21 protein-coding genes are annotated in these 25,201 nt (G+C 60.1%); 7 read left to right on the forward strand and 14 right to left on the reverse strand.

Translation table 11 applies throughout. From position 1 onward, the window contains the following. The first annotated feature begins 10 nt into the window (after window positions 1–10). Both O9X62_RS06380 and O9X62_RS06385 read left to right on the forward strand, forming a co-directional pair. Complete coding sequence (locus tag O9X62_RS06380) at window positions 11–319, forward strand: ferredoxin (protein ID WP_269531962.1); 309 nt, start codon at window positions 11–13, stop codon at window positions 317–319. A gap of 3 nt (window positions 320–322) precedes the next feature. Beyond that, window positions 323–943, forward strand: a complete 621-nt coding sequence (locus O9X62_RS06385) for an alpha/beta hydrolase (RefSeq protein ID WP_269531963.1) — start codon at window positions 323–325, stop codon at window positions 941–943. A gap of 101 nt (window positions 944–1,044) precedes the next feature. Here the strand turns inward: O9X62_RS06385 and O9X62_RS06390 are convergent, their stop codons facing one another. The 4 genes from O9X62_RS06390 to O9X62_RS06405 form a co-directional block, all read right to left on the reverse strand. Then, entirely contained in the window at window positions 1,045–1,647 is a 603-nt protein-coding gene (locus tag O9X62_RS06390) for a peroxiredoxin (RefSeq protein ID WP_269531964.1), read from the reverse strand. Window positions 1,648–1,750: 103 nt separating this feature from the next. After that, window positions 1,751–2,329, reverse strand: coding sequence for a dCTP deaminase (dcd, locus tag O9X62_RS06395; RefSeq protein ID WP_269531965.1), 579 nt, complete (start codon window positions 2,327–2,329; stop codon window positions 1,751–1,753). A 78-nt stretch (window positions 2,330–2,407) separates the two neighbouring features. Beyond that, window positions 2,408–3,496 (reverse strand): iron-sulfur cluster carrier protein ApbC, encoded by a 1,089-nt coding sequence (apbC, locus tag O9X62_RS06400; RefSeq protein ID WP_269531966.1) that lies wholly within the window; start codon window positions 3,494–3,496, stop codon window positions 2,408–2,410. A 94-nt stretch (window positions 3,497–3,590) separates the two neighbouring features. Continuing rightward, window positions 3,591–4,433 carry an isopenicillin N synthase family oxygenase gene (locus O9X62_RS06405; RefSeq protein WP_269531967.1) on the reverse strand — a complete coding sequence of 281 codons (843 nt, stop codon included), beginning with the start codon at window positions 4,431–4,433 and terminating at the stop codon, window positions 3,591–3,593. A 159-nt stretch (window positions 4,434–4,592) separates the two neighbouring features. On the opposite strand from O9X62_RS06405, the gene metG reads away from it, so the two are divergent. From metG to O9X62_RS06425, 4 genes are read left to right on the forward strand one after another with little or no spacing between them, the layout of a single operon-like run. Next, entirely contained in the window at window positions 4,593–6,623 is a 2,031-nt protein-coding gene (gene metG / locus O9X62_RS06410; protein ID WP_269531968.1) for a methionine--tRNA ligase, read from the forward strand. Between the two features lie 21 nt (window positions 6,624–6,644). Further along, window positions 6,645–7,205 carry a GNAT family N-acetyltransferase gene (locus tag O9X62_RS06415; protein ID WP_269531969.1) on the forward strand — a complete coding sequence of 187 codons (561 nt, stop codon included), beginning with the start codon at window positions 6,645–6,647 and terminating at the stop codon, window positions 7,203–7,205. Further along, window positions 7,202–7,885: an HAD family phosphatase gene (locus O9X62_RS06420; protein ID WP_269531970.1), complete on the forward strand. Its 684-nt coding sequence runs from the start codon at window positions 7,202–7,204 to the stop codon at window positions 7,883–7,885. The genes O9X62_RS06415 and O9X62_RS06420 overlap by 4 nt, the downstream gene beginning before the upstream one ends. Beyond that, the gene (locus O9X62_RS06425) at window positions 7,882–8,157 is read left to right on the forward strand and encodes an acylphosphatase (protein WP_269531971.1); all 276 of its coding nucleotides are present in this window, start codon (window positions 7,882–7,884) and stop codon (window positions 8,155–8,157) included. Before O9X62_RS06420 ends, O9X62_RS06425 begins: the two co-directional genes overlap by 4 nt. A gap of 11 nt (window positions 8,158–8,168) precedes the next feature. Here O9X62_RS06425 and O9X62_RS06430 read toward each other — a convergent pair whose 3' ends face one another. Then, window positions 8,169–8,918, reverse strand: a complete 750-nt coding sequence (locus O9X62_RS06430; protein ID WP_269531972.1) for an ABC transporter substrate-binding protein — start codon at window positions 8,916–8,918, stop codon at window positions 8,169–8,171. A 238-nt stretch (window positions 8,919–9,156) separates the two neighbouring features. Here O9X62_RS06430 and dnaE point away from each other — a divergent pair, with 238 nt between their 5' ends. Continuing rightward, the gene (gene dnaE / locus O9X62_RS06435) at window positions 9,157–12,588 is read left to right on the forward strand and encodes a DNA polymerase III subunit alpha (RefSeq protein ID WP_269531973.1); all 3,432 of its coding nucleotides are present in this window, start codon (window positions 9,157–9,159) and stop codon (window positions 12,586–12,588) included. A 40-nt stretch (window positions 12,589–12,628) separates the two neighbouring features. Here dnaE and O9X62_RS06440 read toward each other — a convergent pair whose 3' ends face one another. From O9X62_RS06440 to O9X62_RS06480, 9 genes are all read right to left on the reverse strand, one after another. Then, window positions 12,629–13,981: a hypothetical protein gene (locus tag O9X62_RS06440; RefSeq protein ID WP_269531974.1), complete on the reverse strand. Its 1,353-nt coding sequence runs from the start codon at window positions 13,979–13,981 to the stop codon at window positions 12,629–12,631. A 194-nt stretch (window positions 13,982–14,175) separates the two neighbouring features. Further along, window positions 14,176–15,846 carry a flagellar hook-associated protein FlgL gene (flgL, locus tag O9X62_RS06445; RefSeq protein ID WP_269531975.1) on the reverse strand — a complete coding sequence of 557 codons (1,671 nt, stop codon included), beginning with the start codon at window positions 15,844–15,846 and terminating at the stop codon, window positions 14,176–14,178. A gap of 32 nt (window positions 15,847–15,878) precedes the next feature. Beyond that, window positions 15,879–18,392 carry a flagellar hook-associated protein FlgK gene (flgK, locus tag O9X62_RS06450; RefSeq protein ID WP_269531976.1) on the reverse strand — a complete coding sequence of 838 codons (2,514 nt, stop codon included), beginning with the start codon at window positions 18,390–18,392 and terminating at the stop codon, window positions 15,879–15,881. Window positions 18,393–18,419: 27 nt separating this feature from the next. Beyond that, window positions 18,420–19,307: a flagellar assembly peptidoglycan hydrolase FlgJ gene (gene flgJ / locus O9X62_RS06455; RefSeq protein WP_269531977.1), complete on the reverse strand. Its 888-nt coding sequence runs from the start codon at window positions 19,305–19,307 to the stop codon at window positions 18,420–18,422. A gap of 158 nt (window positions 19,308–19,465) precedes the next feature. Then, entirely contained in the window at window positions 19,466–20,575 is a 1,110-nt protein-coding gene (locus O9X62_RS06460) for a flagellar basal body P-ring protein FlgI (protein WP_269531978.1), read from the reverse strand. 21 nt (window positions 20,576–20,596) lie between these two features. Further along, complete coding sequence (locus tag O9X62_RS06465; RefSeq protein WP_269531979.1) at window positions 20,597–21,265, reverse strand: flagellar basal body L-ring protein FlgH; 669 nt, start codon at window positions 21,263–21,265, stop codon at window positions 20,597–20,599. A gap of 40 nt (window positions 21,266–21,305) precedes the next feature. Further along, window positions 21,306–22,088: a flagellar basal-body rod protein FlgG gene (gene flgG, locus O9X62_RS06470; RefSeq protein ID WP_269531980.1), complete on the reverse strand. Its 783-nt coding sequence runs from the start codon at window positions 22,086–22,088 to the stop codon at window positions 21,306–21,308. Window positions 22,089–22,146: 58 nt separating this feature from the next. Next, window positions 22,147–22,884 (reverse strand): flagellar basal-body rod protein FlgF, encoded by a 738-nt coding sequence (gene flgF, locus O9X62_RS06475; protein WP_269531981.1) that lies wholly within the window; start codon window positions 22,882–22,884, stop codon window positions 22,147–22,149. A gap of 172 nt (window positions 22,885–23,056) precedes the next feature. Next, window positions 23,057–25,147, reverse strand: coding sequence for a flagellar hook-basal body complex protein (locus O9X62_RS06480; protein ID WP_269531982.1), 2,091 nt, complete (start codon window positions 25,145–25,147; stop codon window positions 23,057–23,059). Between the last annotated feature and the right edge of the window lie 54 nt (window positions 25,148–25,201).

Raw genomic sequence — 25,201 nt, forward strand, 5'->3', positions numbered from 1 at the left:
GACTGCCACCATGAGCTTCTACAAGCATCACGTGTTTTTCTGTACCAACCAGCGCCCCAATGGCGAGAGCTGCTGCAACGATCTGGGCGCTAGCGAGATGCACGCCTACGCCAAGCAGCGGGTGAAGGAGCTTGGCCTGGCTGGTGAAGGTAAGGTACGCACCAACAAGGCCGGTTGCCTGGATCGCTGCGCACTCGGCCCGGTACTGGTCGTGTACCCCGACAATGTCTGGTACCAGTATGTGGACAAGGAAGACGTCGAGGAAATCATCCAGGAGCATCTGCTCAAGGGCAAAGTGGTTGAACGTCTCAAGGTGTAAGCGATGAAGTCACCGCAGTTTCAACCCTTGATGATTGCCGGGCCGGTTGGCCAATTGGATACGCTGTTTCTGGACAGCGCACTGGATGAAGCCCCCGTCGGCATTGCCTTGGTGGCGCATCCGAACCCGACCCAGGGCGGCACCAACACCAACAAGGTGGTGCAGACCGTCGCCAAGGTGTTTTCACGCCGTGGCTGGGTGGTGTACTGCCCCAATCTGCGCGGTGTCGGCAAGAGTGAGGGGGAGCATGATCACGGCAAGGCCGAAGTTGATGACATGGCGACCGTACTGGCCCATGCGCAGGCTTCACACCCCGGATTGCTTGTGGCGTTGGCGGGCTTTTCGTTCGGTACTTATGTGCAATCGCAACTGGCCGAGCGGCTGGGTGCTGGCGCACTTGCCAGACTGATACTGGTAGCCCCGGCAACCAACAAGTGGGCATTCCCCGCGGTGCCGGCCGACACGCTGGTGATCCACGGCGAGGAAGACGATGTTGCACCGCTGGGCGCGGCATTCGACTGGGCGCGGCCACAGAGCCTGCCCATTGTGGTGATTCCCGGTGCGGGACATTTTTTTCACGGCAAACTCACCGTGCTGGCCGACGTGGTCAATCGCCACCTCTGATCCGCCATCGCTGATGCGCCACCACTGATACACAAAAGTGCATCCCAAAACAAAACGCCTCGCATTGCGAGGCATTTTGTTTGGTGCGGCAACGTGGCGAATTACAGCGCGCCAGCGTTCTCGGCCAGGTACTTGGCCACGCCAGCGGCGTCGGCCTTCATGCCGGCCTTACCCTTGGTCCAGCCAGCCGGGCAGACTTCGCCGTGCTCTTCGGTGAATTGCAGGGCGTCGATCACGCGCAGCAGTTCGTCGATGTCGCGGCCGAGCGGCAGGTTGTTGACGACCTGGTGTTGCACCACGCCGTTCTTGTCGATCAGGAAGGTGCCGCGCAGAGCCACGCCATCAGCGTGCTCCACATCGTAAGCCTTGCAGATTTCGTGCTTGATGTCGGCAACCAGGGTGTAACCAACCTGGCCAATACCGCCCTTGTCCACGGCGGTGTTACGCCATGCGCTGTGGGTGAACTGGCTGTCGATCGACACGCCGATCACTTCCACGTTGCGGGCCTTGAACTCGGCCAGACGGTGGTCAAAGGCGATCAGTTCCGATGGGCACACAAAGGTGAAGTCCAGCGGGTAGAAAAACACGGCAGCGTACTTGCCCTTGATGGCGGCGCTCAGCGTGTAGTTTTCGTTGATCTCGCCATTGCCGAGTACGGCGGCGGCGGTGAAGTCGGGAGCCTGCTTGTTCACGAGTACGGACATGTCGATTCTCCGGTTGGTTGATGCGTAAGGCGCGAGACTCTAGTGATCCCGCGCCTTGGGTGTCCAATAGTATTGGCCGACTATGGCAATAGTATTTTTGCTATCAGGTCTTGGGCAACGTCACGCCAACCTGACCTTGATACTTGCCGCCACGATCCTTGTAAGACGTTTCGCAGATATCGTCTGCGTCCGCTTCAAAGAACAGCACCTGAGCGCAGCCTTCGCCAGCATAGATCTTGGCAGGCAGCGGCGTGGTGTTGCTGAACTCCAGCGTCACATAGCCTTCCCACTCGGGCTCGAACGGCGTCACGTTCACGATAATGCCGCAGCGCGCATAAGTGGATTTGCCCAGACACACGGTGAGCACATTACGCGGGATACGGAAGTATTCCACCGTGCGGGCCAGTGCGAACGAGTTCGGCGGAATGATGCAGTAGCCCTTGCCCGAGACATCGACAAAGCTGTTCTGGTCGAAGTTCTTCGGGTCCACCACGGTGGAGTTGATATTGGTGAACAGCTTGAATTCATCGGCACAGCGGATATCGTAACCATAGCTTGATGTGCCAAAGGAGACGATGCGCTCGCCTTGGGCATCCTGCTTGACCTGGCCCGGTTCGAAGGGCTCGATCATGCCGTGTTGCTCAACCATGCGACGAATCCAGCGATCGGATTTGATGCTCATACGACGGTTCCTCTAGGTCGGGTCACAACCCGACGGGATGATGGAGGATGCCGGGTCGAAACCCGGGCTGCATCCTGCTCAAGTGTTCTGGACGACAATCTTCGGCAGCTTAGCCGAAAAATCCTTGGCCTTGCGACCGATCTGGACGGCGACCTTGCGGGCAATGGCCTTGTACAGCGCGGCCACCTGGCTATCGGGCTCGGCCGCCACCGTGGGCTTGCCTTCATCGATCGACAGGCGGATGGACATATCGAGCGGCAACTGGCCAATCAGCTGCACGCCGTAATCGCTGGCCATCTGTGCGCCGCCGCCCTCGCCGAAAATCGGCTCGACATGGCCGCAGTTCGAACACACATGCATGGCCATGTTCTCGACGATGCCGATGACGGGCACGCCAACCTTCTCGAACATTTTGAGACCCTTGCGTGCATCCAGCAGCGCAATATCCTGCGGCGTGGTGACAATGACCGCGCCGGTCACCGGCACGCGCTGGCTCAGCGTGAGCTGGATATCGCCCGTGCCCGGCGGCAGGTCGATGACCAGGTAATCCAGATTGTCCCAGCGCGTATCGTTGAGCAGCTGCATCAGCGCCTGCGTCACCATCGGGCCGCGCCAGACCATGGGTTGCTCGGCATCGATCAGGAAGCCGATCGACATGACCTGCAAGCCATGCGCCTGCAAGGGGGTGATCGACTTACCATCGGGCGATTCGGGCTTCTGGCCTTGCAGGCCCAGCATCAGCGGTTGCGAGGGGCCGTAAATATCGGCATCCAGAATCCCGACACGCGCCCCTTCGGCCGCCAGCGCCAGCGCCAGATTCACCGAGGTGGTCGATTTTCCGACGCCGCCCTTACCGCTAGCCACGGCAATCACGTTCTTTACATTGGGCATCGGCGTCAGCCCGCGCTGAGCGGTATGCGCCTCGATACGCGTTTCAACCTGGATGACGACGCGGCTCACGCCCGCCTCGGCCAGCAAGGCGGCTTCAATATCGGCCGCAATTGCTGCGTGGCGGCTTTGCGCAGGGTAAGGCAGCGCGATAGTGAGCGTCACGGTGCTGCCATCGATACGCAGATCGCGTACCGCCTTGAGGCTGACGTAATCGACGCCAGTATCGGCATCGATACAGGTTTTGAGTCGGTTCAGCAGATCGGCTTCGGTTGCCATTCGGGGTCATTTCCTGTGCTGCAGGAGCGGCTTCAGCCGCGACTGCCCTTGTTTCGCGGCGGAACTTCGCGGCTGAAGCCGCTCCTAAAAGGTGTTACTTCTTCACGCCCAGCTCGCGCAGGCGCTCTTCCAGATAACTGTTGGCCGTGTGCCGTTCCGACAGCACCACCTCGCCACGCGGGTGCAGGAACAGCGGCAGCGAGATGCGCGATTGGCTGGCAAACTCGCCTACCGGGTTCAGTACGCGATGCGGCGTGGACGGCAGATAACCGCCTGTGGCCTCTTGCAGCATGTCGCCCACATTGATGACGAGCGCACCACTCTCGAAAGGCACCGGCGTCCAGTCGCCACCGCGCGGTTTCACTTCCAGGCCGGGGCCAGTGGCGGCGGGCAGTACGGTAATCAGGTTGATGTCTTCATGCGCAGCGGCACGCAAGGCGCCTGCGGGCTCGTCGCCCGTCAGGGGGGGGTAACGCAGCACGCGCAGGAGCGTGAACGGGCTGTCGGTAATCATGGTGGACAGCGGCTGCGACAGCTTGGCAGCAATCTCTGCCGGCAAGGCGGCTTCAATCCAGCTCAGCAGCGTGGCCGCAAAGTGGCTGGCTTCGGCGTGATAGGCCAGCGCGTCTTCCTTGAGCGACTCCGGAATCGGGCCCCAAGTGTAGACGTGGTAGTACTCCTTCAAGTCTTTGAGCGCGTGACCCTTGGCGGTTTCAGACACATCGGGTGGAAACCAGCCGGCCTGGGTCTTGGGGTCGAAGCGGTATGGCGCTTTGTCGTCGCCATTGAAAAAGTCGAGCCAGCGCGCATAGATGCGCTCGATCAACGCCTGCGGCAGCGGATGGTTGCGCAGCACGGCAAAGCCGGTATCGCGCAGCGACTGGACAAAACGTTGAGGCGCGTCGTGGGCGCTGTAATCGACGGTCTGGATAGGCATGTCAACACTCGTAGGGCGTGCTCAGGGATGGCGAGCAAAGGGCGACATTTTAGCGCGATGCTGCGCTGCGGTCGCCCTGAACACGCAGGCCCGCCGGTGAGCCAGACCCTTGGGCTATAATCCCCAGCTTCCGCATTGCAACAAACCGCGAGCATTCCCGTGACCCAACGCAAAATCCTGGTGACTTCCGCCCTGCCCTATGCCAACGCTGCACTGCATCTGGGTCATATGGTCGAGTATGTGCAGACCGATATCTGGGCACGTTTCCAGAAAATGCGTGGCCACACCTGCTACTACTGCTGCGCCACTGATACCCATGGCTCGCCGATCATGATCAGCGCCGAGAAGCAGGGCATCACGCCCAAGGAGCTGGTCGAGCGCATGCACGATGTGCAGCAGGCCGATTTCGACGGTTTCCATATCGGCTTCGATAACTTCTACAGCACCGATTCTGAAGAAACGCGTGTGCTGGCCTATGACATCTACGCCAAGCTCAAAGCCGACGGCAAGATCACCAGCCGCGTGATCAGCCAGCTGTACGACCCGCAAAAGCAGATGTTCCTGCCGGATCGCTTCGTGAAGGGCGAATGCCCCAAGTGCGGCGCCAAAGACCAATACGGCGACAACTGCGAAGTCTGCGGCGCCACCTACGCCCCCACCGAGCTGAAGAACCCCTACTCGGCCGTGTCTGGCGCCACACCGGAAATCCGCGAGTCCGAGCACTTCTTCTTCAAACTCGGCGATTGCGAAGAGTTCCTCAAGCAATGGACGCGCGAATCCGGCCGCCTGCAGCCTGAAGCCGCCAACAAGATGGCCGAGTGGTTCGAATCCGGCCTGCAGGATTGGGACATCAGCCGCGATGCGCCCTATTTCGGCTTCGAGATTCCCGATGCGCCGGGCAAGTACTTCTATGTGTGGCTGGATGCACCGGTCGGTTACATGGGTTCGAGCAAGAACCTGTTCGACCGTATCGGCGAGGACTTCGGCGCGTTCTGGAACAAGGATTCCACGGCCGAGCTGTATCACTTCATCGGCAAGGACATCCTCTACTTCCACGCGCTGTTCTGGCCCGCGATGCTGCAGTACAGCGGCTACCGCACGCCCACGGCTGTAAACGTGCATGGCTTTCTGACCGTAAACGGCCAGAAGATGAGCAAGTCGCGCGGCACCGGCATTACGGCGCGTGAATACCTGGATGCTGGCCTGAACCCCGAGTGGCTGCGCTATTACTACGCCGCAAAGCTCAATAGCAAGATCGAAGACGCCGACCTGAATCTGGAAGACTTCGTCTCGCGCGTGAACAGCGATCTGATCGGCAAGTACGTCAATATCGCCAGCCGCGCAGCCGGCTTCATCACCAAGCGTTTTGACGGCAAGCTGGCCGCCGCCTTGCCCGACAATGAACTGATCGGCAAGCTGCAAGCCGCGTCTGAGTCGATTGCCGAATCGTTCGAGGCGCGCGAATACAGCCGCGCCGTGCGCGAACTGATGGCACTGACTGACGAGATCAACCAGTACGTCGATCAGCAAAAGCCTTGGGAAATGGCCAAGCAGGAAGGTCGCGAGGCCGAGCTGCACGGCGTGTGCACGCTGCTGATCAATCTGTTCCGCCTGCTCACGCTCTACCTCAAGCCCGTGCTGCCCAAGCTCACGGCCAGCGTGGAAGCCTGGCTCAACATTGCCCCGCTGCAATGGTCCGATGCGCAGACACTGCTGCTCGACCACGCCATCCAGCCCTACAACCACCTGATGACCCGCATCGACCCGAAACAGGTAGAAACCCTCGTGGAAAACAACAAAGCCCAGACCGCCGCAGCCGCTGCACCAGCCGCTGCTGCCCAGCCCGCCATCGAAGCGATTGCCCCGACGATCAATATCGACGACTTCGCTAAGATCGACCTGCGTATCGCCAAGATCATCGACTGCAAGCACGTCGAAGGCGCTGAAAAGCTGCTGCAACTGACGCTGGACCTGGGCGACCATCAGCGCAATGTGTTCTCCGGCATCAAGTCGGCTTACAAGCCCGAAGACCTTGTCGGCCGTCTTACGGTGATGGTGGCCAACTTGGCACCGCGCAAGATGAAGTTCGGCCTGTCTGAAGGCATGGTGCTTGCCGCCAGCGGCAGCGAGCCGGGCATCTATCTGCTCAGCCCTGATAGCGGTGCCCAACCGGGCATGCGTGTCAGCTGATTCGGCTAAGGCGGTTGGCTCATGACGTTCCCTGTGCTTCATACCGACCGCCTGCTGCTGCGTGAACTCACGCTGGCCGATACCGATGCCTTGTTTGCCATCCACCGTGATACCGAGGCAATGCGTTGGTTTGGCGCAGAGCCCATCACGGAGCGTGAGCAGGCAGCGCAGCTGATCGAGATGTTTGCATCTTGGCGGCAATCGCCTAATCCCGGTACCCGCTGGGCGATCGAGGATCGCTTCAGCGGTACCTTGCTTGGCACGGCTGGGCTGTTCAAGTGGAACCGTGCTTGGCGCAACTGCGTGCTGGGTTACGAGCTAGGCCGTGCCTACTGGGGCCAGGGCTATATGCAAGAGGCTTTGCATGCTTTGCTGGCTTACGGTTTCGAGGTCATGCGCCTGAACCGGATACAGGCTGAAATTCACCCTGACAATCTGGCGTCCTCGCGTCTGGTCGGCCGCCTGGGTTTCGTGCTGGAAGGACGTCATCGCCAGCAAGGCTATTGGCAGGGGCAGTTTCATGATCTGGACTGCTACAGCCTTCTTGCCCATGAGTGGGCGCCTCAACGAAAGTCGCCATGACCCCGCTGGATTTCACCCCCGCCGCCGTGCTGTTCGATATGGATGGCTTGATGATCGACAGCGAGCGAGCCGTCATGGAGAGTTGGCGCGACGCGGCACGCGATCACCAGATCACGCTGGAAGATGATCTGCTCCATGCCATGGTCGGCATGCATGAGAAACTGTGCTACGCCATTCTCAGAGAGCGGCGGCCCGATCTCGACACCATGGCCATTCTCAATACCTGCGATGCGCACTATCACGAGCGCGTCATGGCCGGTTTGCCCCTTAAGCCAGGCATCGTGTCCTTGTTGCGCTGGCTGCGTGACATCGGGATGCCGCGCGCTGTGGCGACCTCGACCCGGCGTGATCGCGCTGACCAGAAGCTCGCCAATACCGGCTTGATCGAGTTTTTTCCTCTGGTGGTGACCGGCAGTGATATTGAACATCCCAAGCCCGCGCCGGATATTTACCTTAAAGCTGCTGCCGGGCTGGGTGTGCGCCCACAGGACTGTCTGGTACTCGAAGACTCCGAGCCGGGCGTCCGCGCAGCACTGGCGGCAGGCATGACGCCGATCCAGATTCCCGACATGAAACCGCCCAGCGCGGAGCTTCTGGCTTTTGGCCACCGTGTCGCGCCTTCGCTTGGCGAGGCTGAGATGCTGCTGCGCGCCCGCCTGGGTCAGCAAGTCGCATCATGACCAGTCGCCTCTTGCGTATCGAGGGGCGAGTTCAGGGCGTGGGCTATCGCAACGCGATGGAGACCATGGCCGCACGGATAGGGCTGTCTGGTTGGGTAAGGAATCGGCTGGATGGCTCGGTCGAAGCGCACATTGAGGGCGATGACGAACAAGTGGCGTGCATGATCCGCTGGGCGCATTCAGGCCCTGCTGGCGCGGCCGTGAGCCAGGTTCTGGTCGCGGAGGTGACGCCGTGTCATCAATCAGGCTTTGTCCGCCGCCCTACAGCCTGAGTGTAGCCGGATTACCGGACGATCACGTTGGTTTGATAGCGCTGCATGATGGCATTAGCGTCCAGCCGCCGCATGGATTCGTCAAAGCGACGCGCAACGGGCTCGGTTGAAGGATCGGGTCGAAAACACACATAAAGCAGCTTTTCGCCAAGCAGACGATCATGGAATGCCAGCTTGCCGGCTACCGGGCGCAATCGCGGCTCGGTTTGCATCAGGAACTCGAAAACACGGCGATCTATCACGGCGGCATCAATGCGATTGCCGGCTAGTTTGAGCAGATTCTGGGCGTCATCCAGCGCGCGATCTACTGGTTGTTTACCGCTGCTGATTGCAGCGTCCAAATCCGGTGTATTGACATAGTCCTGCACGACGCCAAGGCGGATGCCCTGTAAGTCGGCAATGGTTGCCCACTCGAATGGTTTGCTGCGTTGATAGGCAACTCCCAAGGGCCCGCTGCCAATAGGCTGAGACAGGCGACAGCGTTTGCGCACCTCGGGCGAGTCGTATTCCGGGAAGTAGCCTGAAAAGCCGGGCTCGCGCATCCCGGTTCTGACGGTACGGCTCCAGGGCAAGACCTGGACCTGCAATCTCCAGCCCGCCGCTGCCAGCGCCGCCCGGACCACTTCTGTGTTTGCGCCTCGTCCAGGCAGGGCCTGAGAGGTATACGGCGGCCACTCGGTCGTCGCCAGCAGGATATCCCTCGCCTGCCCTGCCATTGGCCAGACAGCCAAGGCCAGCAACATGATCCATGTTTTCATCATCGCCCGATCCGGTTCTTATCTGGCTGCATGGCTTACCCAATCGCTTTTGGCGTGGGTAGCCGATCAAAGCAGGGAGTATCCGGGCAGCCTGTCCTGAACCTCCCCTCAGCGCTCAGCTTTTCATGTTTGGCTGCTGATACGCCAGTTCTTCTATTTGTAGAGTATCCGGGTAGATATTGTCGATAGGGGTCTCCCCTTGAGACTCCGGATCAGACCGCGGTCGCGGTAGAATTGGGCCATGCAATCCCCCGCCTTCATTCATCTTCGCCTCCATTCCGAATATTCCGTCACCGACGGTATCGTCCGTATCGATGATGCCGTGCAGCGCGCCAAGCAACACGGCATGCCTGCATTGGCCCTGACTGACTTGATGAACCTGTTCGGCATGGTCAAGCATTACAAAACAGCACGCGGTAGCGGCATCAAGCCCATTGCCGGTGTGGATGTGTGGATTGAAAATCCCGATGACCGTGACAAACCCTTCCGCGCCCTGCTGCTGGCAAAGAATCGCGAGGGTTATGGCCGGCTTTGTGAGCTGATTACGGATGCCTATCGCCACAACCAGTATCGTGGCCGCGCCGAACTCAAGCGCGAATGGCTGGAAATCGGCAGCAATGCCGATCTGATTGCGCTGTCCGGCGCGCATCTGGGCGATATTGGTCAGGCCATCCTCAATGGCAATGCCGAGGTGGCGCTCGATCTGGCGCGCTGGTGGTCCGGTTTGTTCCCCGATGCGTTCTATCTGGAGCTACAGCGCACCGGCGACAGCAAGTGCGAGATCGCCGTACAAGGCGCGCTGGATATTGCATCTGGGCTCGATTTGCCGGTGGTGGCCACGCACCCGATCCAGTTTCTGGATGCTGACGACTTCAAAGCCCACGAGGCGCGCGTGTGCATTGCCGAAGGCTATGTGCTGGCCGACAGGCGCCGGCCGCGTCACTACACCGAGCAGCAGTATTTCAAGTCGCCTGACGAGATGGCCGAACTGTTTGCCGATGTGCCGGAGGCGTTAGCCAATACGGTAGGCATTGCCCGTCGCTGCAATCTGAACGTGACGCTGGGCAAGAACTACCTGCCATTGTTCCCCACGCCCGATGGCATGTCGCTCGACGACTTCCTGGTATTCGAGGCGCAGCGTGGCCTCAACGAGCGGCTTGAGTACCTGTATCCCGATCCTGTCGAGCGTGAAGCGCGCCGACCCGAGTACGACGCGCGCCTGGCGTTCGAGTGCAAGACCATCAAGGACATGGGTTTCCCCGGCTACTTTCTGATCGTGGCCGACTTCATCAACTGGGGTAAGGCCAACGGCTGCCCCGTCGGCCCCGGCCGAGGTTCGGGTGCGGGCTCTCTGGTGGCGTACGCGCTCAAGATTACCGATCTGGACCCGCTCAAGTACGCCCTGCTGTTCGAGCGCTTCCTCAACCCTGAGCGGGTATCGATGCCCGACTTCGATATCGACTTCTGCCAGGAAAACCGCTGGCGTGTGATTGAGTACGTGCGCCAGAAATATGGCTGGGAAGCCGTGAGCCAGATCGCCACCTTCGGTACATTGTCGTCCAAGGCTGTGGTGCGTGACGTGGGCCGCGTGCTCGATCTGCCATTCGGCCTGTGCGACCGGCTGTCCAAGCTGATTCCGCTTGAGGCCAACAAGCCTGTCTCACTGTCCACTGCCATCGAGATGGAGCCGCAGATCAAGGAACTGATCGATGCGGAGGACGCGGGCGAGTTACTGGAGTTGGCCGAAAAGCTCGAAGACCTGACGCGCGGCATCGGCATGCACGCCGGGGGGGTGCTGATTGCGCCGGGTAAGCTCACTGATTTCTGCCCGCTCTACATTGCCAGCGGCGAGGACGCCTCGCCCGTCTCGCAATACGACAAGGACGACGTCGAGCAGATCGGCCTGGTGAAGTTCGACTTCCTGGGCCTGCGTAACCTCACCATCATTACCTTGGCCGAGCAGTACATCGAAAAACTGACCGGTCAGCCCATTGAAGTGGCCAAGCTGCCGCTGGACGACGCCAAGGCGTACAAGGTCTTTGCCAACGGCAATACCACCGCGGTGTTCCAGTTTGAATCGTCCGGCATGAAGAAGATGCTGGTCGAGGCCAAACCCAGCAAGTTCGAGGAAATCATCGCCTTCGTGGCGTTGTACCGTCCGGGTCCGATGGACCTGATCCCCGACTTCACCCGCCGCATGCACGGCGAACGTTTCGAGTACCTGCACCCACTGCTGGAACCGGTGCTCGAACCGACTTACGGCATCATGGTGTACCAGGAACAGGTGATGCAGGCTGCCCAGGTTTGCGCCGGCTACAGTCTCGGCGGCGCCGACTTGCTGCGCCGGGCCATGGGCAAGAAGAAGGTCGAGGAAATGGTGGCCCAACGGGCCATGTTCGTGGAGGGGGCGGCCAAGAACGGCATCGAAGCCGCCAAGGCCAACGAAATCTTCGACTACATGGAGAAGTTTGCGGGCTACGGCTTCAACAAGTCGCACGCTGCGGCCTATGCGCTGGTGGCCTATCACACGGCCTGGCTCAAGGCCCATCACTGCGCGGCCTATATGGCAGCCACCATGTCGACCGAACTGGATAACACCGATCAGCTCAAGGTGTTCTTCGACGACTGCCTGCTGAACGGCCTGAAGTTCCTGCCGCCTGATGTGAACCATGGCTACTACCGCTTTGTGCCGGTCAATGCCAAGGAAATCCGCTATGCCTTGGGCGCCATCAAGGGAACCGGCGAGGCTGCGGTAGAGCATATTGTGGCCGTGCGCGAGCAAGGTGGGCCGTTTACCGACTTGTTCGACTTTTGTAATCGCACCGACAAGCGATTGGTCAACCGCCGCGTCATTGAAGCGCTGATTCGTGGTGGGGCATTCGATGCCATTCATGCAGACCGCGCCGCCCTGCTCGCCAGCGTAGGACTGGCCTTGGAGGCGGCTGAGCAGAAGGCCGCCAATATCAATCAGGGCGGACTGTTCGATGCGTTTGAACCCGAACCCGAGCACCAGATGCAACTGGTGGCGGTGCAACCCTGGGATGAGTCGGTAAAACTGGCTGAGGAAAAAACAGCGATCGGCTTTTACCTCTCGGGCCACCCGTTCACCGCACAAGCCAAGTACGTAAGACCGTTTGCCAAAACAGAACTCGCACGCCTGATACCGCGTCGTGACGGTCCGGTGTGGATTACCGGCGTGGCGCTTGAGGTCCGCACCAAGATCGGTCAGCGCGGCAAGATGGCGTTCATCACCCTGGACGACGCGACGGGTAAGCGTGAAGTGATGGTGTACAGCGAAGTCTTCGACGCCGCCCGTCATAAGCTAAAGGATGATGCGCTGCTGGTCATCGAAGCCAAAGTGAGTGAAGACAGCTACAGCGGTGCGGGCGGTTTGCGGATTGTTGCCGAGCGGATTCTGGACTTGGCGGAGGCGCGGAGCCGATTCGCCAAGGCGCTCTCGCTGGGTATCAATGGCAATGCCGATATCGGCCGACTGCGTAAACTGGTGCAACCCTTTGCCGGTGGCGATTGCCCGGTGCGCATCGAGTACCGCAATGAACGGGCTGCCTGCGCCGTTCAACTGGGACAGGATTGGGGTGTGACCCTGCGTGATGAGTTGCTAGCCGAGTTGCGCGGCTGGTTGGGTGACGAAGCCGTCAAGGTCCACTTCTAAGATCGGGTGGGCATGCTGCGCTTGCCCACCCGACGCACTGTCACAGGCTGGCAGGCAGGCCAACCCCGCTCAGCACTTGTACGAAGGGGCTGATGGCGATGGCAAAGCTGCCATTACCAAGCTCGCCGGCAAGATTGCTGCCGCTCGCCCACAGACTGCCATCCGTCTTCAGGGCAAGCGTGTGATTCAGCCCCGCTGCCAATGCAGCAACGCCGGTCAGCGTCTGGCTGAACTGCATCTGCGCTCCCAGCATCCCCTGGCCCAGTTGCCCGTAAGCATTGCTACCCGTGGTCCAGACCGTGCCATCGCGCTTGAGAAGGGCCGAATGGCTGCCTCCAGCGGCCACTGCCCAACCATTACTGGCAACTTGTGTAAAGCTGGTCTGGCTGATGCCGCCATTACCTAGCTGTCCATAAGTGCCCTCGCCGCTCGCCCAGACCGTACCGTCATGCTTGAGTACCAGGGTATGGCGACCACCTGTTGCTACCGCGGCGACCCCGGCCATTACCTGTACAAACTGGCTGCGCGCGTTGTTATCACCGGTTCCCAGTTGGCCGCTCGCGTTACGTCCGGCTACCCAGAGAGAGTTGTCATGTTTGATGACCGCGATATGACTGTCGCCCGCCGCCACCTGCTTGACGCCCTCCAGAATGGATGTGAACTGGTGTCGGTACTCCGCGCCAAGCACACCCGTGGCGTTGTATCCCGCCGCCCACAGGCTGCCATCCTGCTTGAGCGCCAGCGAGTAGTTCTGTGCCGCCACTACGACTTTCACGTTGCTCAACACGGCGCCAAACTGAGTGCGGCTGCTGGTATTGCCGCTACCTAGCTGGCCCTCATTGTTGCGGCCGGCACTCCAGACGCTGCCATCCTGCTTGAGGATCAACGTATGGCTACCTCCGCCCGATACGCCCTTGACGCCAAGCATCGGCGATTCAAACAATCGGCGGTTGTTGATATCACCCAAGCCAAGTTGCCCTTGGCTGTTTTGCCCAGCAAGCCACAGGCTGCCATCGGACTTCAACGCGTAACTGGTGCTTTCACCTGCTGCCATTGGCGCCACGGGCGTTTGCAGTTCGGCCATAAAACTGACGCTGACCGTGCAGGAAGCGGTGATGACGCCCGTTGTGTAGGTGTTGCCACTGAGCGTGCCATTGCAGCCACTCAGACTGGCAATCACCTGGCCGCTTGACGGTGTAATGGTGAAGCTGGCGACGCCCCCGCTGCTGACCGTGGCGGCAGCGGGCGAGATGGTGCCGCCCGTGGCGGCACTGGTACTGACAGTGATGCTTGTCGCTGGTGGGGTGGTACTGCCGGCATCGCTACCGCCACCACAGGCGGCCATCAGGCACGACAAGAAAAGTGTGGATATCACCTTTGTAGATCGGATCATGCAGGGGTCCCATCGGATGGATTGGATTGAATCGGTCCGCGAACAAGGTGGGTAAGCCATGGCGGACTGGCTGCAGTGGACGCGAAAATGCCGCGCGCCCGGTAAAACCAGGCGCGCAGGTTAGCAGTGCATTCGATGTGAGCGGCCTGGCAGCCTGCCGCCAGGCCGCAAGGTGTCAGAAATTGGCGACAGCTTTAGCCGCCGATGTATTGGAACAGCGACAGGTTCTGCGTCTTCGAGAATGACTGCCGTGCCGCATCCAGGTAGGTCTGCGTCTGCGTGAAGTCACTGATCGCCTTGGTGTAGTCCAGATCGATCAGGCTGGAGATGGTCGCCTTGAACTGCACATTCAGATCTTCATTGGTGTTCTGCGTTGACTCGCCCTCCTTCTGACGCGACCCGACGCTGGCCTGCACCGTCAAGACCCGGCTCAGGACGTTGTCGAGATTCGACAATGCCACGTTCAGGCGATTCTGGAACAACGCACCACCGATATCGTTATTCACGTAGTCAGTCAGTGCGGTACTGAAGTCGCCGAGGGTGCTGAACACGTCCTTGTCCACGCTTGGCTCAATGCTGAACGCATCGCCATCCTTGGGCACACCCGTCACCGAAATCTTCGCGCCGAAATCCCAGCCCGCGTAGAGCCCCGTTTCGCCCGCCAATTGTGCAAACACGATTTCAGAACCCGCCGTGTAGGCGCGCGGGAAGGCGTTGGGGCGGCCTGCGCCAATATTGTCAGTGCGCCCGCCTGCCGGCAGGCCGGTCGTGTAGTTGTAGCCATCGATCAGCGAACGGTTGTAGTTGGGGTTCGCTGTCACCCCATCCGGCAGGATGGGCTGGTTGTCGATGATGTCGTAGCTGGTCAGCGTTTTGGTCGGGCTGGCCGGGTCGGGTACGACGTGGAACTGGATGCGATAGCGCTCGTTGTTGTTGGTGTTCACCCACTTGAGCGGATCGCTCACCACGCCCGGGCTGATGACTCCGGTTCCACCGTTGCTGGTGTTCTTGCCGTCGAACGTCGCCGTGGCGGGCACGACGGTGGACGGCACACCCTGCGCCTGAATCACCATGCCAAGGGCATTGACCCCACCAAGCAATGCTGCCGGTGTTTGCACACTGGTTGCACCATCGCTGATACGTGTGATGGTGTAGTTGGCGCCATCCCAGTCTACCCGGTAGTCCGATTCGACATAGCCACCGGCCGGGTCGCGCGAGAACTGGATCGGGCCGCTATCGGCCAGCGTGACGGTACGTGGCAGGTTGGGCCGGCCCAGATTGGATTCGAACGTACCATTACCGGTCTTGATATTGACGAAAACATCCGTACCGGAGTTCGAGACCGGAATCTGCCTTGACGGTGAAATCTGCACGGCGCGCGCACCCTGATCGCCGTCGTAACGGATATTGCCAAAGGCCAGTTCGTTGAAGGGTTTGGTATCGCCCTTGTAACCGGAAAAGATGTAAAGCCCATTGCCGTCGGTCGTGTTGGCAATGCCCAGAAGCTGTTGATATTTGCCGCGAATATCGGCATCGATCATCCGCTTTTCCGCATTGGTCAGCGCCGGGTTACCTGCCTGAACGGCCAGTTGCTGGATATCCTGAATGGTGGACACCACGCTCTGGAGATTGGCCTCGGTGAGCGCCAGCGTGTCGTTGGCGTATTTATTGTTCTCGATGTACTGCCCATTCAGGCTGACCGACTGCTGCAGATCGAGCGAACGCGCGGAAGCCACCGGGTCATCCGATGGGGTGAGAATGGCTCGGCCAGTCGAGAGCTGGTTCTGCAGCTTGAACAGATCAACCTGGCGATTGTTCAGGTTGAACACGCCCTGGTTGTAGATGGAAGCGGTAGCGACGCGCATGATTTGGACTCCTGCTCTGACTAGCTGTCGGCTTAGCGGCCGATATTCAACACTTCGTCGAATGCCCGCTGGGCAACCTGGATGGTTCGGCTGGCAGCCAGATACGCTTGTTGGTACACCAACAAATTGGCAGCCTCTTCATCCAGATTCACACCGGATACATCGGCCATCTTGGTCTCGGTCTGTTGCAGCAGCGAGGCTTGAGCAGCCTGGTTGATCTTGACCTGATTGGCGCGAACGCCAACATCCGATACCAGTTTGCTGTAAGCGCCCTGAAAGCTGGTTGTGCCGTTGGCAAGCTTGTTGGCGGTTTGCAATACACCTATCGCCAGCATGTTGCGTGCATCGGCCTTGCCGCCGCTATTGCCCTCGATCAGGAAAGTGTCGCCCGCTGCCGGCAGCCCGCTCACCTGGATGGTCCAGCCGTTGAAGGTGATGTTGGAACCGGAGGTGTAAGGCTGATTCGACATCGGGGCCGCCGTGATCGGATCATTGAGCACCGTGCCGGTGGCTGGATCGATCAGATCGTAGGTTGTGGCCGGGTTGTTGAAGCGCACGGCAACCGGCGTCTTCAGGGCAAGGTCGATCGGCACGGTACTGACCGCACCTGCAGAGACCGTTGCCGTGCCGTTGTTACGGCGCGGGTCAATCAGGAACCGGTCGCCCGCGGCCGGTGCGCCCGCAATCTGAACGGTCCAGCCGTTATAAGTGATGTTGTTGCCTGCCACATACGCCTGGTTCGCCGCCAGGGTTGCGCCGGTCGCGGCATCGCGGATGTCGTAGCTGGCCGCGCCGGTAAAGACGATCTCGATCTTTTTGGTGGCCGCACCACCCTGTGCCTGCATTGAGGCAGTGATGCTGGTGATGGTACCGGTGCCGGTATTGGCGGTATCGGCCGAACTGGCAATGCTGACTGTGTCTGAAGAGGTACGGATGGGGGTGGCGGCTGCCACCTTGGCAGTATCCTTCACCATCACGGTCAGATTGTCGGCAAATCCTCGTGTTGGCTGCACGGTGAAGCGGTCGCCCGGATTCGGCGTGCCCGTATTGATGCGAAACTGCATCCCGTCGATCTGAACCGGCGGATTGGCCCACTCATTGGCCGTGATATTGAAAACCGCGCCATCTTCCTTGCGCACCACGCGGTAGTCGGGCTGGTCATAAATGAATTCGTAATCGCTGGTTGTCAGCTTGCTGGGATCGTAAATCGAGACCTGCAGGTCTGCGGTGCCCGTATTGTTGTCGTTGGCAATCACGTTCGATGCGGCGGGCAGAAAGCTGACGCCATGGTTGCGTCCTGCTACCAGGTCAGCGGACAACTGAAAGCGCACACCAAAGGCCGAAAAGCCGGTCAGCGATGTCATCGCGCCGCTCGCCAGGGTAACCGAGGCGGTCTGGCCATCGGTCAGCCGGGTGATGGTGTAGTTGGTTCCGGTGGCGTCCAGTGCGACGTTGTAATCACTCTCCACGAAGGGCAGAGCCGAGGTCAGTTCTGCGGTCAGCGATGGGCCGCCAGCACCGCCCAGATCATGTTGGGCGTTGACGCGTTCGGCATAGAACTGGAAGAAGTTGCCGCCATACTGACCGTTCAGGTCTTGGCCACTCCGGTGCTGCACATTCACTGCCTGTGCCAGTGCAACGGCTACCCGACCCAGAGAATTCTGGGCCACATCCAGCACTTCCTTGCGGAACTCCAGCACACCACCCAGCGAGCCCCCGGTAATCATGCTGCTTGGAATGATCGCGGTGACGCCATACTGCTGATACGCCACATCGAAGCGGGAGGGATCATCCGCGGCCTGCACGGCGCCAAGCGTGAAAGCCTGGTTGCCCACGACCAGATTCTGGCCGTTACCGATAAAGATGTTGTAGCTGCCATCAGATTGCTTGATGACCGTGGACTTCACATATTTGTTGAGTTCCTTGACCAGCTGATCACGCTGGTCGAGCAGATCGTTGGGCGGATTACCGCCGCCAGCGCCCTTGGCCAGAATGATCTGGTCATTCAGGTTGGCCAGTTGGCCGGTAATCGAATTGATGCTGTCTACGGTTGCCTTGATCTCGGTATTCACATCCTCACGGAGCGTCTGCATACGGCCATTCACCGTATTGAGCTTCTGGATCATGGCCTCAGCCAAGCCAAGCAGGGATTGGCGTGCCGGTACGCTTTGCGGGTTGTTCGCAACCGTCTGGATCCCAGTAAAGAAGTCCTGCAGTGAGGGCGAGAAACCGGCACTGGGGTCCGCCAGCAGGTTGTCCAGATCGTCCAGGTGCGACTTGAGGTTGCTCAGGTAGCCTTCCTGCGTCTGCGCCAGTTGCACTTGGCGGCCAATGAACTCGTTGTAGATCCGCTGGATAGTATCGACTTCAACGCCGCGCCCCAGGAAGCCACCACCCGTCGGGGTGGGCTCCACGGCGCTCTGGGTGATGGTCTGGCGGTTGTAGCCAGGCGTGCTGGCGTTGGCGATGTTGTGGCTGGTGGTATTGAGACCGATCTGTGCTGCCTTCAGTCCCGAAACCGCAATGCCGTAAATGCTGTTACCCATGATGTTCTACCTCTCTGGCCGGGCGATTCAGGCCGCAGCCCGATAGGCGCGCAGTGCCGGATGCTCGGCAACACGGGCAAGTTTTCTGGCGTAGGCGGGATCGGTGGCATAACCACCCTCCTGCAAGCCGCTGGCAAAGGCCTTGGCATCGCTGCCGGCTTGCACGGCATCGCCATAGCGGCGCGACAAGAGCTTCGCGTAATCGGCAAAAGCATCGGCGTAGCTGTCATAGGCGCGGAAGCGCTCGACCCGTTTCTGCGCGACGCCATCAACGTATTCGGTGGTGGTGATGTCGGCCGTCTTGCCGGTCCAGCTGCTGCCTGCCTTGATACCGAACAGGTTGTGGGTGTTGTTGCCCTTCGCATCCGTGATCGGCTTCTTGCCCCAGCCGGTTTCCAGCGCGGCATGGGCCAGCATCAGGTGCGGCGACAAGCCCAGCATTTGCGCGGCGCCGGAGGCAGCTTCACCCAGGGTCTCGACAAAGCTGCTGGAGTTGGCCGGCGCGGCTGCCGGGGCAGCGGCAGGATTTGCCGCCCGCGCGGTCTCCACGCCTCGGGCGGGGCTGCGCTGTGGCTGTTGGAGCAGGCTTGGATTGCCCATGCGCTCAATCTGCGCCGCAATCACATCGGCCAGCCCAAGCCCCTTGCCGCTGGTCATGGTCTGTGACAACTGCTGGTCGTACATCGAGCGGAACATGCCGACCGAATTGCTTTCCAGCTCGTCAAACTTGGGGGATGCCTCGCGCATGGACTTCATCACCATATCGAGAAACATCTTCTCGAACTGACCCGCGACCTCGCGCGCAGCACCCTTGGGGTCCTTGGCGACGCGGGCGCGCAGATCGCCCACGGCCTGTGCGTCAATCGCGAGGCGGGCGTTCAGAGCGGCGTTCTGGCTGGCGGTAGAGAGGGACATGATGCTTTACCCGGTTCGACATTGGTCAGAACGGATAAAGCAGGTAGCGTGCCAGAATGCAAGTCTATGATTCTATTGAATCAATCTGGCAAAAATACGAAGGCTGGGGGTGTCTGGCAGGACGAGGCGGCAAGATTCTCCGCCCGGCTGATCCGCGGTCAGATGACTTCGAGTTCGGCCTTGAGCGCGCCTGCGGATTTCATGGCCTGGAGGATGGCCAGCAGATCCTGCGGCGTAGCGCCGATCTGGTTGAGTGCGCGGACCACATCATTGAGCGAAGCGCTCTTGGGCACAGAGGTGACGCCGCCCTTCTCTGCCTTGACTTCAACCGTGGCATTCTTGACCGGTGCGGTCTGGCCGCCTGACAAGGGGCCGGGTTGGCTGACGTCATTCTTGGCGGAGATGGTGACCGTGAGATTGCCGTGGGAAATCGCACACGGCTCCAGAGTGACCGCCTTGTTCATTACCACCGAGCCTGTACGTGCATTGATGATGACCTTGGCGATGGCCTCGTTGGGGACAATGTTCAGGTCCTCCAGCCGGGCCATGAAGGCAACGCGGGCGTCCGGGTCCTGCGGGGCCCGGACCTGGATGGTACGGGCATCCAGTGCGCGGGCTGTGCTGACCCCGAAGCTGCTGTTGATGGTCTGCACTACCTTGCTGGCGGTGCCGAAATTGGCTTCGTTCAGGGATAGCTGAATGAACTCGCCATCCCCTACCCCCCCGGGGACTTCACGTTCAACCGTAGCGCCATTGGGCAATCTGCCCACCGCCAGCTGATTGACCTGGGTGCTGGAACCACCGGCCGATGCGCCGGCGCCGGCCACGATGACGTTGCCTTGGGCTATGGCGTAAATCTGCCCGTCGGCACCCTTTAGCGGACTCATCAGCAAGGTGCCGCCACGGAGGCTCTTGGCATTACCGATGGACGACACGGTAACGTCAATCTGCTGGCCTACTCGGGAATAAGGCGGCAGGACAGCCGTGACCGTCACTGCCGCGACGTTCTTGAGTTGCAGATTGGTACCTGGTGGTAGTTGCACGCCCAGTTGGGTAAGCATGTTGAGCACGCTTTGCACCGTAAATGGTGTCTGCGTGGTCTGGTCACCGCTTCCATCAAGGCCAACGACAATCCCGTAGCCGATAAGCTGGTTGGGACGTACGCCACCTACCGTGGTGAGCTCCTTGAGGCGCTGCGCCTGAGCCAGACTGCATCCCGCAATCAGCAGCACACAGGCAATCAGACGGGCAGCGCGGGCAAGGATCATGGGTACTTGAGAAGTTCTGGGCTAGAAGGGCAAGAAGCTGAAGAAGAATTTCTGCAACCAGCCGGCGCGGTCAGCGCTGGCAATCGTGCCGCTGCCCATTTCTTCAATACGGGCCTCGGCGATGCGGTTTGAGGATACCACATTGCCTGCCTTCACATCGGCAGGGTTCACGATGCCGGATACCCGCAAGTAACTGATCTCGCCGCGAATATTGACCTGTTTTTCACCGGCGATCACGAGGTTGCCATTGGCCAGCACGTCCGTTACCTGCGCTGTGATCGAGCCACGGAAGCTGTTGCTCGAACGCGCCGTTCCCTTGCCATCGTGCTTGTTGGAGGAGGCAGCATCCAGATTCAAACCACCCAGCAAACCGTTGTAAAGACGCGAATTGGCGGCAGCGGCAATTTCGGTGGTGTTTTCCGAGCTGCGCTCTGCGGTGATGGCCGAATTGCTCGATGCATTCACCTGCTCTTCGATCATCACCGTCAGGTTGTCGCCCAGCCGGCGTGCAAGCGGGTCCTCGAACATCATGCGCGCACCCGCGGTCTGGTAGATGCTGCCATTGGCCAGCACCACCGGTGCCTGTGCCATGGGCCGAACACTGGTGGGTTGCGTGATGATGGTGGGCGGCACGCTGCTGGCACAGGCGGTGAGCAGCAGCGGGGTCAGTACGATCAGTTTGCGGATCATGATGGCGTTCCTGTCTTTATGGGTATGTGCCGTTGATCACTTACAGCTGCGTCAAGCGCTGTAGCATCTGGTCAGACGTCTGGATCGACCGCGAGTTGATCTCATAAGCGCGCTGCGCCTGGATCATGTTGATCAGCTCTTCGGTGATGTTGACGTTGGACGTTTCCACATACTGCTGGTTGAGCACGCCCAGACCATTCTGGCCGGGATCTCCCACCTGTGGCGCACCCGAGGCCGCGGTTTCCATATAGATGTTCTCGCCCGCGCTCAGCAAACCGGCCGGATTGATGAAAGTAGCCAGCTGCACATTGCCGATCTGCGTAGCCTGGGTCTGGCCGGCTTGCAGTGCCGTCACCACCCCATCGCGGCTGACGCCGAATTGCAGCGTACCCTCGGGCACAGTGATGTTGCCGGCGAGCGGATAGCCCTCGGCGGTCACGATCACACCCTGGTTATTGAGCTGGAACGCGCCATCACGGGTGTAGCCAATCGTGCCGTCAGGCATTTCGATCTGGAAGAAGCCGCGACCGTTGATAGCGAGGTCATACGGGTTATCCGTCAACTGCAGATTACCCTGCGTGTGGATGCGCTCGGTGGCCACGGGCTTGACGCCGGTGCCGAGCTGCAGGCCCGTAGGCAACTGCGTCTGCTGGCTGGTTGCGCCACCCGGCTGGCGCAGGGTTTGATACAGCAGATCCTCGAACACGGCGCGGCTGCGTTTGAAGCCGTTGGTGTTGACGTTGGCGAGGTTGTTGGACACGACGTCGATGTTCATCTGCATCGCGTCCATGCCGGTTTTGGCGATCCATAGCGAGCGCATCATGGCGGCAATCCTTTCCTGGTGATTCCTGTCGTTTTGTCTTTATGCGTGCGCGGTGCGATCAGTTCATGCTCATGATCTGCGCCGCAGCACGGGCGTTCTGATCGGCTGATTGCAACATCCGTACCTGCAAGTCGTAATTGCGCTGGTAATCGATCATCTTCACCAGTTGTTCGACGGCATTCACATTGCTGGCTTCCAGCATGCCGCTGCTGATCTGCACGCTGGCATCAACCTGAGCCGGCGTACCGTCGCGCAGACGGAAAAGACCGTCATTGCCGCGTTCGAGATCGCGATCATTCGGTTTGACCAGCTTGAGACGGCCAATCTCATTGACCTGCGCGGGGTCGTTGACCGGGGCGGCGCTGATCGTGCCGTCTTTACCGAAGGTCAGGACCGAGTTTTCAGGCACGATGATCGGGCCGGCATCGCCCTGCACCGGGAAACCCTCGCGTGTCTTGAGCATGCCGGTCGCGTCGATCTGCAGGCTGCCATTGCGCGTGTAGGCTTCGCCATTGCCGGTTTGCACGGCAAACAGGCCTTCTGTGGTGACGGCAATATCGAGATCGCGACCGGTAGTCTGCAAAGGGCCGGGCGAGAAATCCGAGCCCGTCGTCTGCTCGACCGTGAAAGTGCGCGTCTGGTAACCCGTACCGCCCACGGCCTGTACAGCGCGCGACGCCGACAGCTCCTGCTTGAAGCCTGGCGTGCTCGCGTTGGCAAGATTGTTGGCGACGGTGGCCTGCTGCATGGTTGCATGCTTGGCACCCGTCATCGCCACATAAATTAGCCTGTCCATAATGCTGCTCTCCTGTCGGGCAAGCCGGATTGGATTGCCCGAAGGGACTAAAGCACTGATCGTGCCAGCAGCCAAACCACGCGGAAAACCGGCCTGTACGGAAATACAGGTCGGCAAAGGCGGCAAACAGGGGATGCCGGGCGGCAAGATCAGCCGCCCGGTTTGTCAGGAATTAACGGAGATTCACCAGAGTCTGCAGCATCTGATCCTGCGTCCGGATCGTTTGCGCGTTGGCCTGGTAGGAGCGCTGGGCAGTGATCATGTCTACCAGCTCCTTGGTCAGGTCAATGTTTGAATCCTCCACCGCACCCGACTGCAACACGCCGAAGTCACTGGTACCCGGTGTACCGAGACGCGCCTGATTCGAGGCAAAGCTCTCGGCCCAGCGGTTATCGCCTAGCGGCTGCAAGCCCTGCGGGTTTGCGAAGTTGAACAGGGTGATCTGACCGATAGTGCGGTTCTGGCCGTTGGAATAGCGACCGAGAATCAAACCATCCTTGCCGATGCTCAGGCCGGTGATGCTGCCATCGGCATAGCCATCCTGAGTCAGTTCGTTCACGCCGAACTGGCTGCCGAACTGGGTGGTGCCGGTAAAGAAAGTATTGAAGGCCAGGGGTGTCTGCGCACCGCTCGGCGACGGAATCGGCGAGGTATAGAAGAACTGGTCCAGCCCGCCTGGCTGCATCTTGCCGGCAGCATCAAAGGTCACATAGCCGGGCTGCGTGACCGGCTCGCCGCCGTCGAAACTGGTCTGCACTTCCCAGGTGTTGACGGCCACCTTGCTGAAATACATGGTCATGGTGTGGGGCACGCCCTGAGAGTCATACACCGTGGCCGAAGTCGAATGCGTGTAGCTTGAGGGGTCGGATGGTGTGACCGATGGCGTACTCCGTGCTTCGGTCGTGCCCGCCGTAAAGGCGGATGCCGTTTCAGTCAGGCCACTGAGGTTGATCTCGATATCCATGAACTCGCCGGCCGAGTATTCATACTGCGCCGTAAGCGGTGAGCCACTGAGCAACTGCCCCTGTTCATTGAAAATCAGCGAGCCGGCCGTGATCGGAATGGTGGGTACGGCAAGGTTGACCGGGCCGCCTGGGTTCGCGCCCAGCGGGGTCGTCGATGGCACACTGGTGTAACCCACGGCCCACTGATGATCGCCGATCTTTTCCACGGTAATGGTCAGATCCACCGGGTAGCCATCCGGGTCCAGCACGCGTTGTGTGTAGGTACGCTGAGAAGCAGGAACTGGGGCAGCCGTGGTGTTGGCTGGCGTGGTGGAGTCCAGATTCGAATCCGACACCGCCACCGAAGTGTTGAGCAAAGAGGTGTCGTTGGTTGTCAGGTTCGGCGCCACGGTTGCGGCACCGAGCGTGGCACCGGCAAAGTTGAGCGTGAAATTCAGCGGCGTGGTGCCGTAGGCGGCTGGCGGCGAGCCCAGTTTGTATGACACGTTATGGCTGGAGCCGCTGGACAGGATGCCGCCAGTGAACTGAAGAATCGTGCCGGTCGGGGTAAAGGTGCCACCGGTGCCCAGGTCATCCAGCCGGGTTGCGACAGACCAGGTTTCCGGGCTGACACCCACGACTTCGTCGGCGGTTTTGGTCAGTTGCACATCCACAGTGTGGAAGCGTCCCGCCGAATCGACAACACGGGTCTGGTAGGTCAGTGTGCTGGCCACAGCTGCTGCCGTATCGAGCACCAGGCCAGTCAGCGACACCGTACCTGTGCCACGGTTGACAATCGGGCTGCGGGCGTCGAAGTTCATCCCCATCCGCAATCCGGCATTGACCTGTGTGGAGCCCCCCGTTGCTTGCGCGCCAATGTTGGAGGTCTTGATCTGGATCGGCTGCGGTGTCGCGCCGGTCACCAGCTGATTATCGTTATTGGCAATGTAACCCGCCAGCTTCTGGCCGTTATTGACGATGTAACCTTCGCGATCGAGCTGGAACTGGCCATTACGGGCATAGCTGTAGGAGCCGGCTGGGTCGATCATGCGGAAGAAGCCGTTACCCTGGATGGCAATATCCAGAGGATTGTTGGTACTGGTAATCGCGCCTTGGGCAAACTGTTGCGCCACGTTCGAGGTGCGGCCACCAATCCCCACCTGGACGTTCGTGCTGGCCAGCGTATTGGCATAGATATCGGCAAATTCGGCACGCGAGCCCTTGTAGCCCACCGTGTTGGCATTGGCGACGTTGTTACCGACTACGTCGAGGAACTTGGAGGCCGAATTAAGACCGCTGAGACCTTGCTGGAAACCCATGATGATTCTCCTACCGATTGCTACGTCGGGGTTGGTATCGGTGCGCTACGCTGG

The organism is Chitinimonas sp. BJYL2 (assembly GCF_027257935.1).
GTDB lineage: Bacteria > Pseudomonadota > Gammaproteobacteria > Burkholderiales > Chitinimonadaceae > Chitinimonas.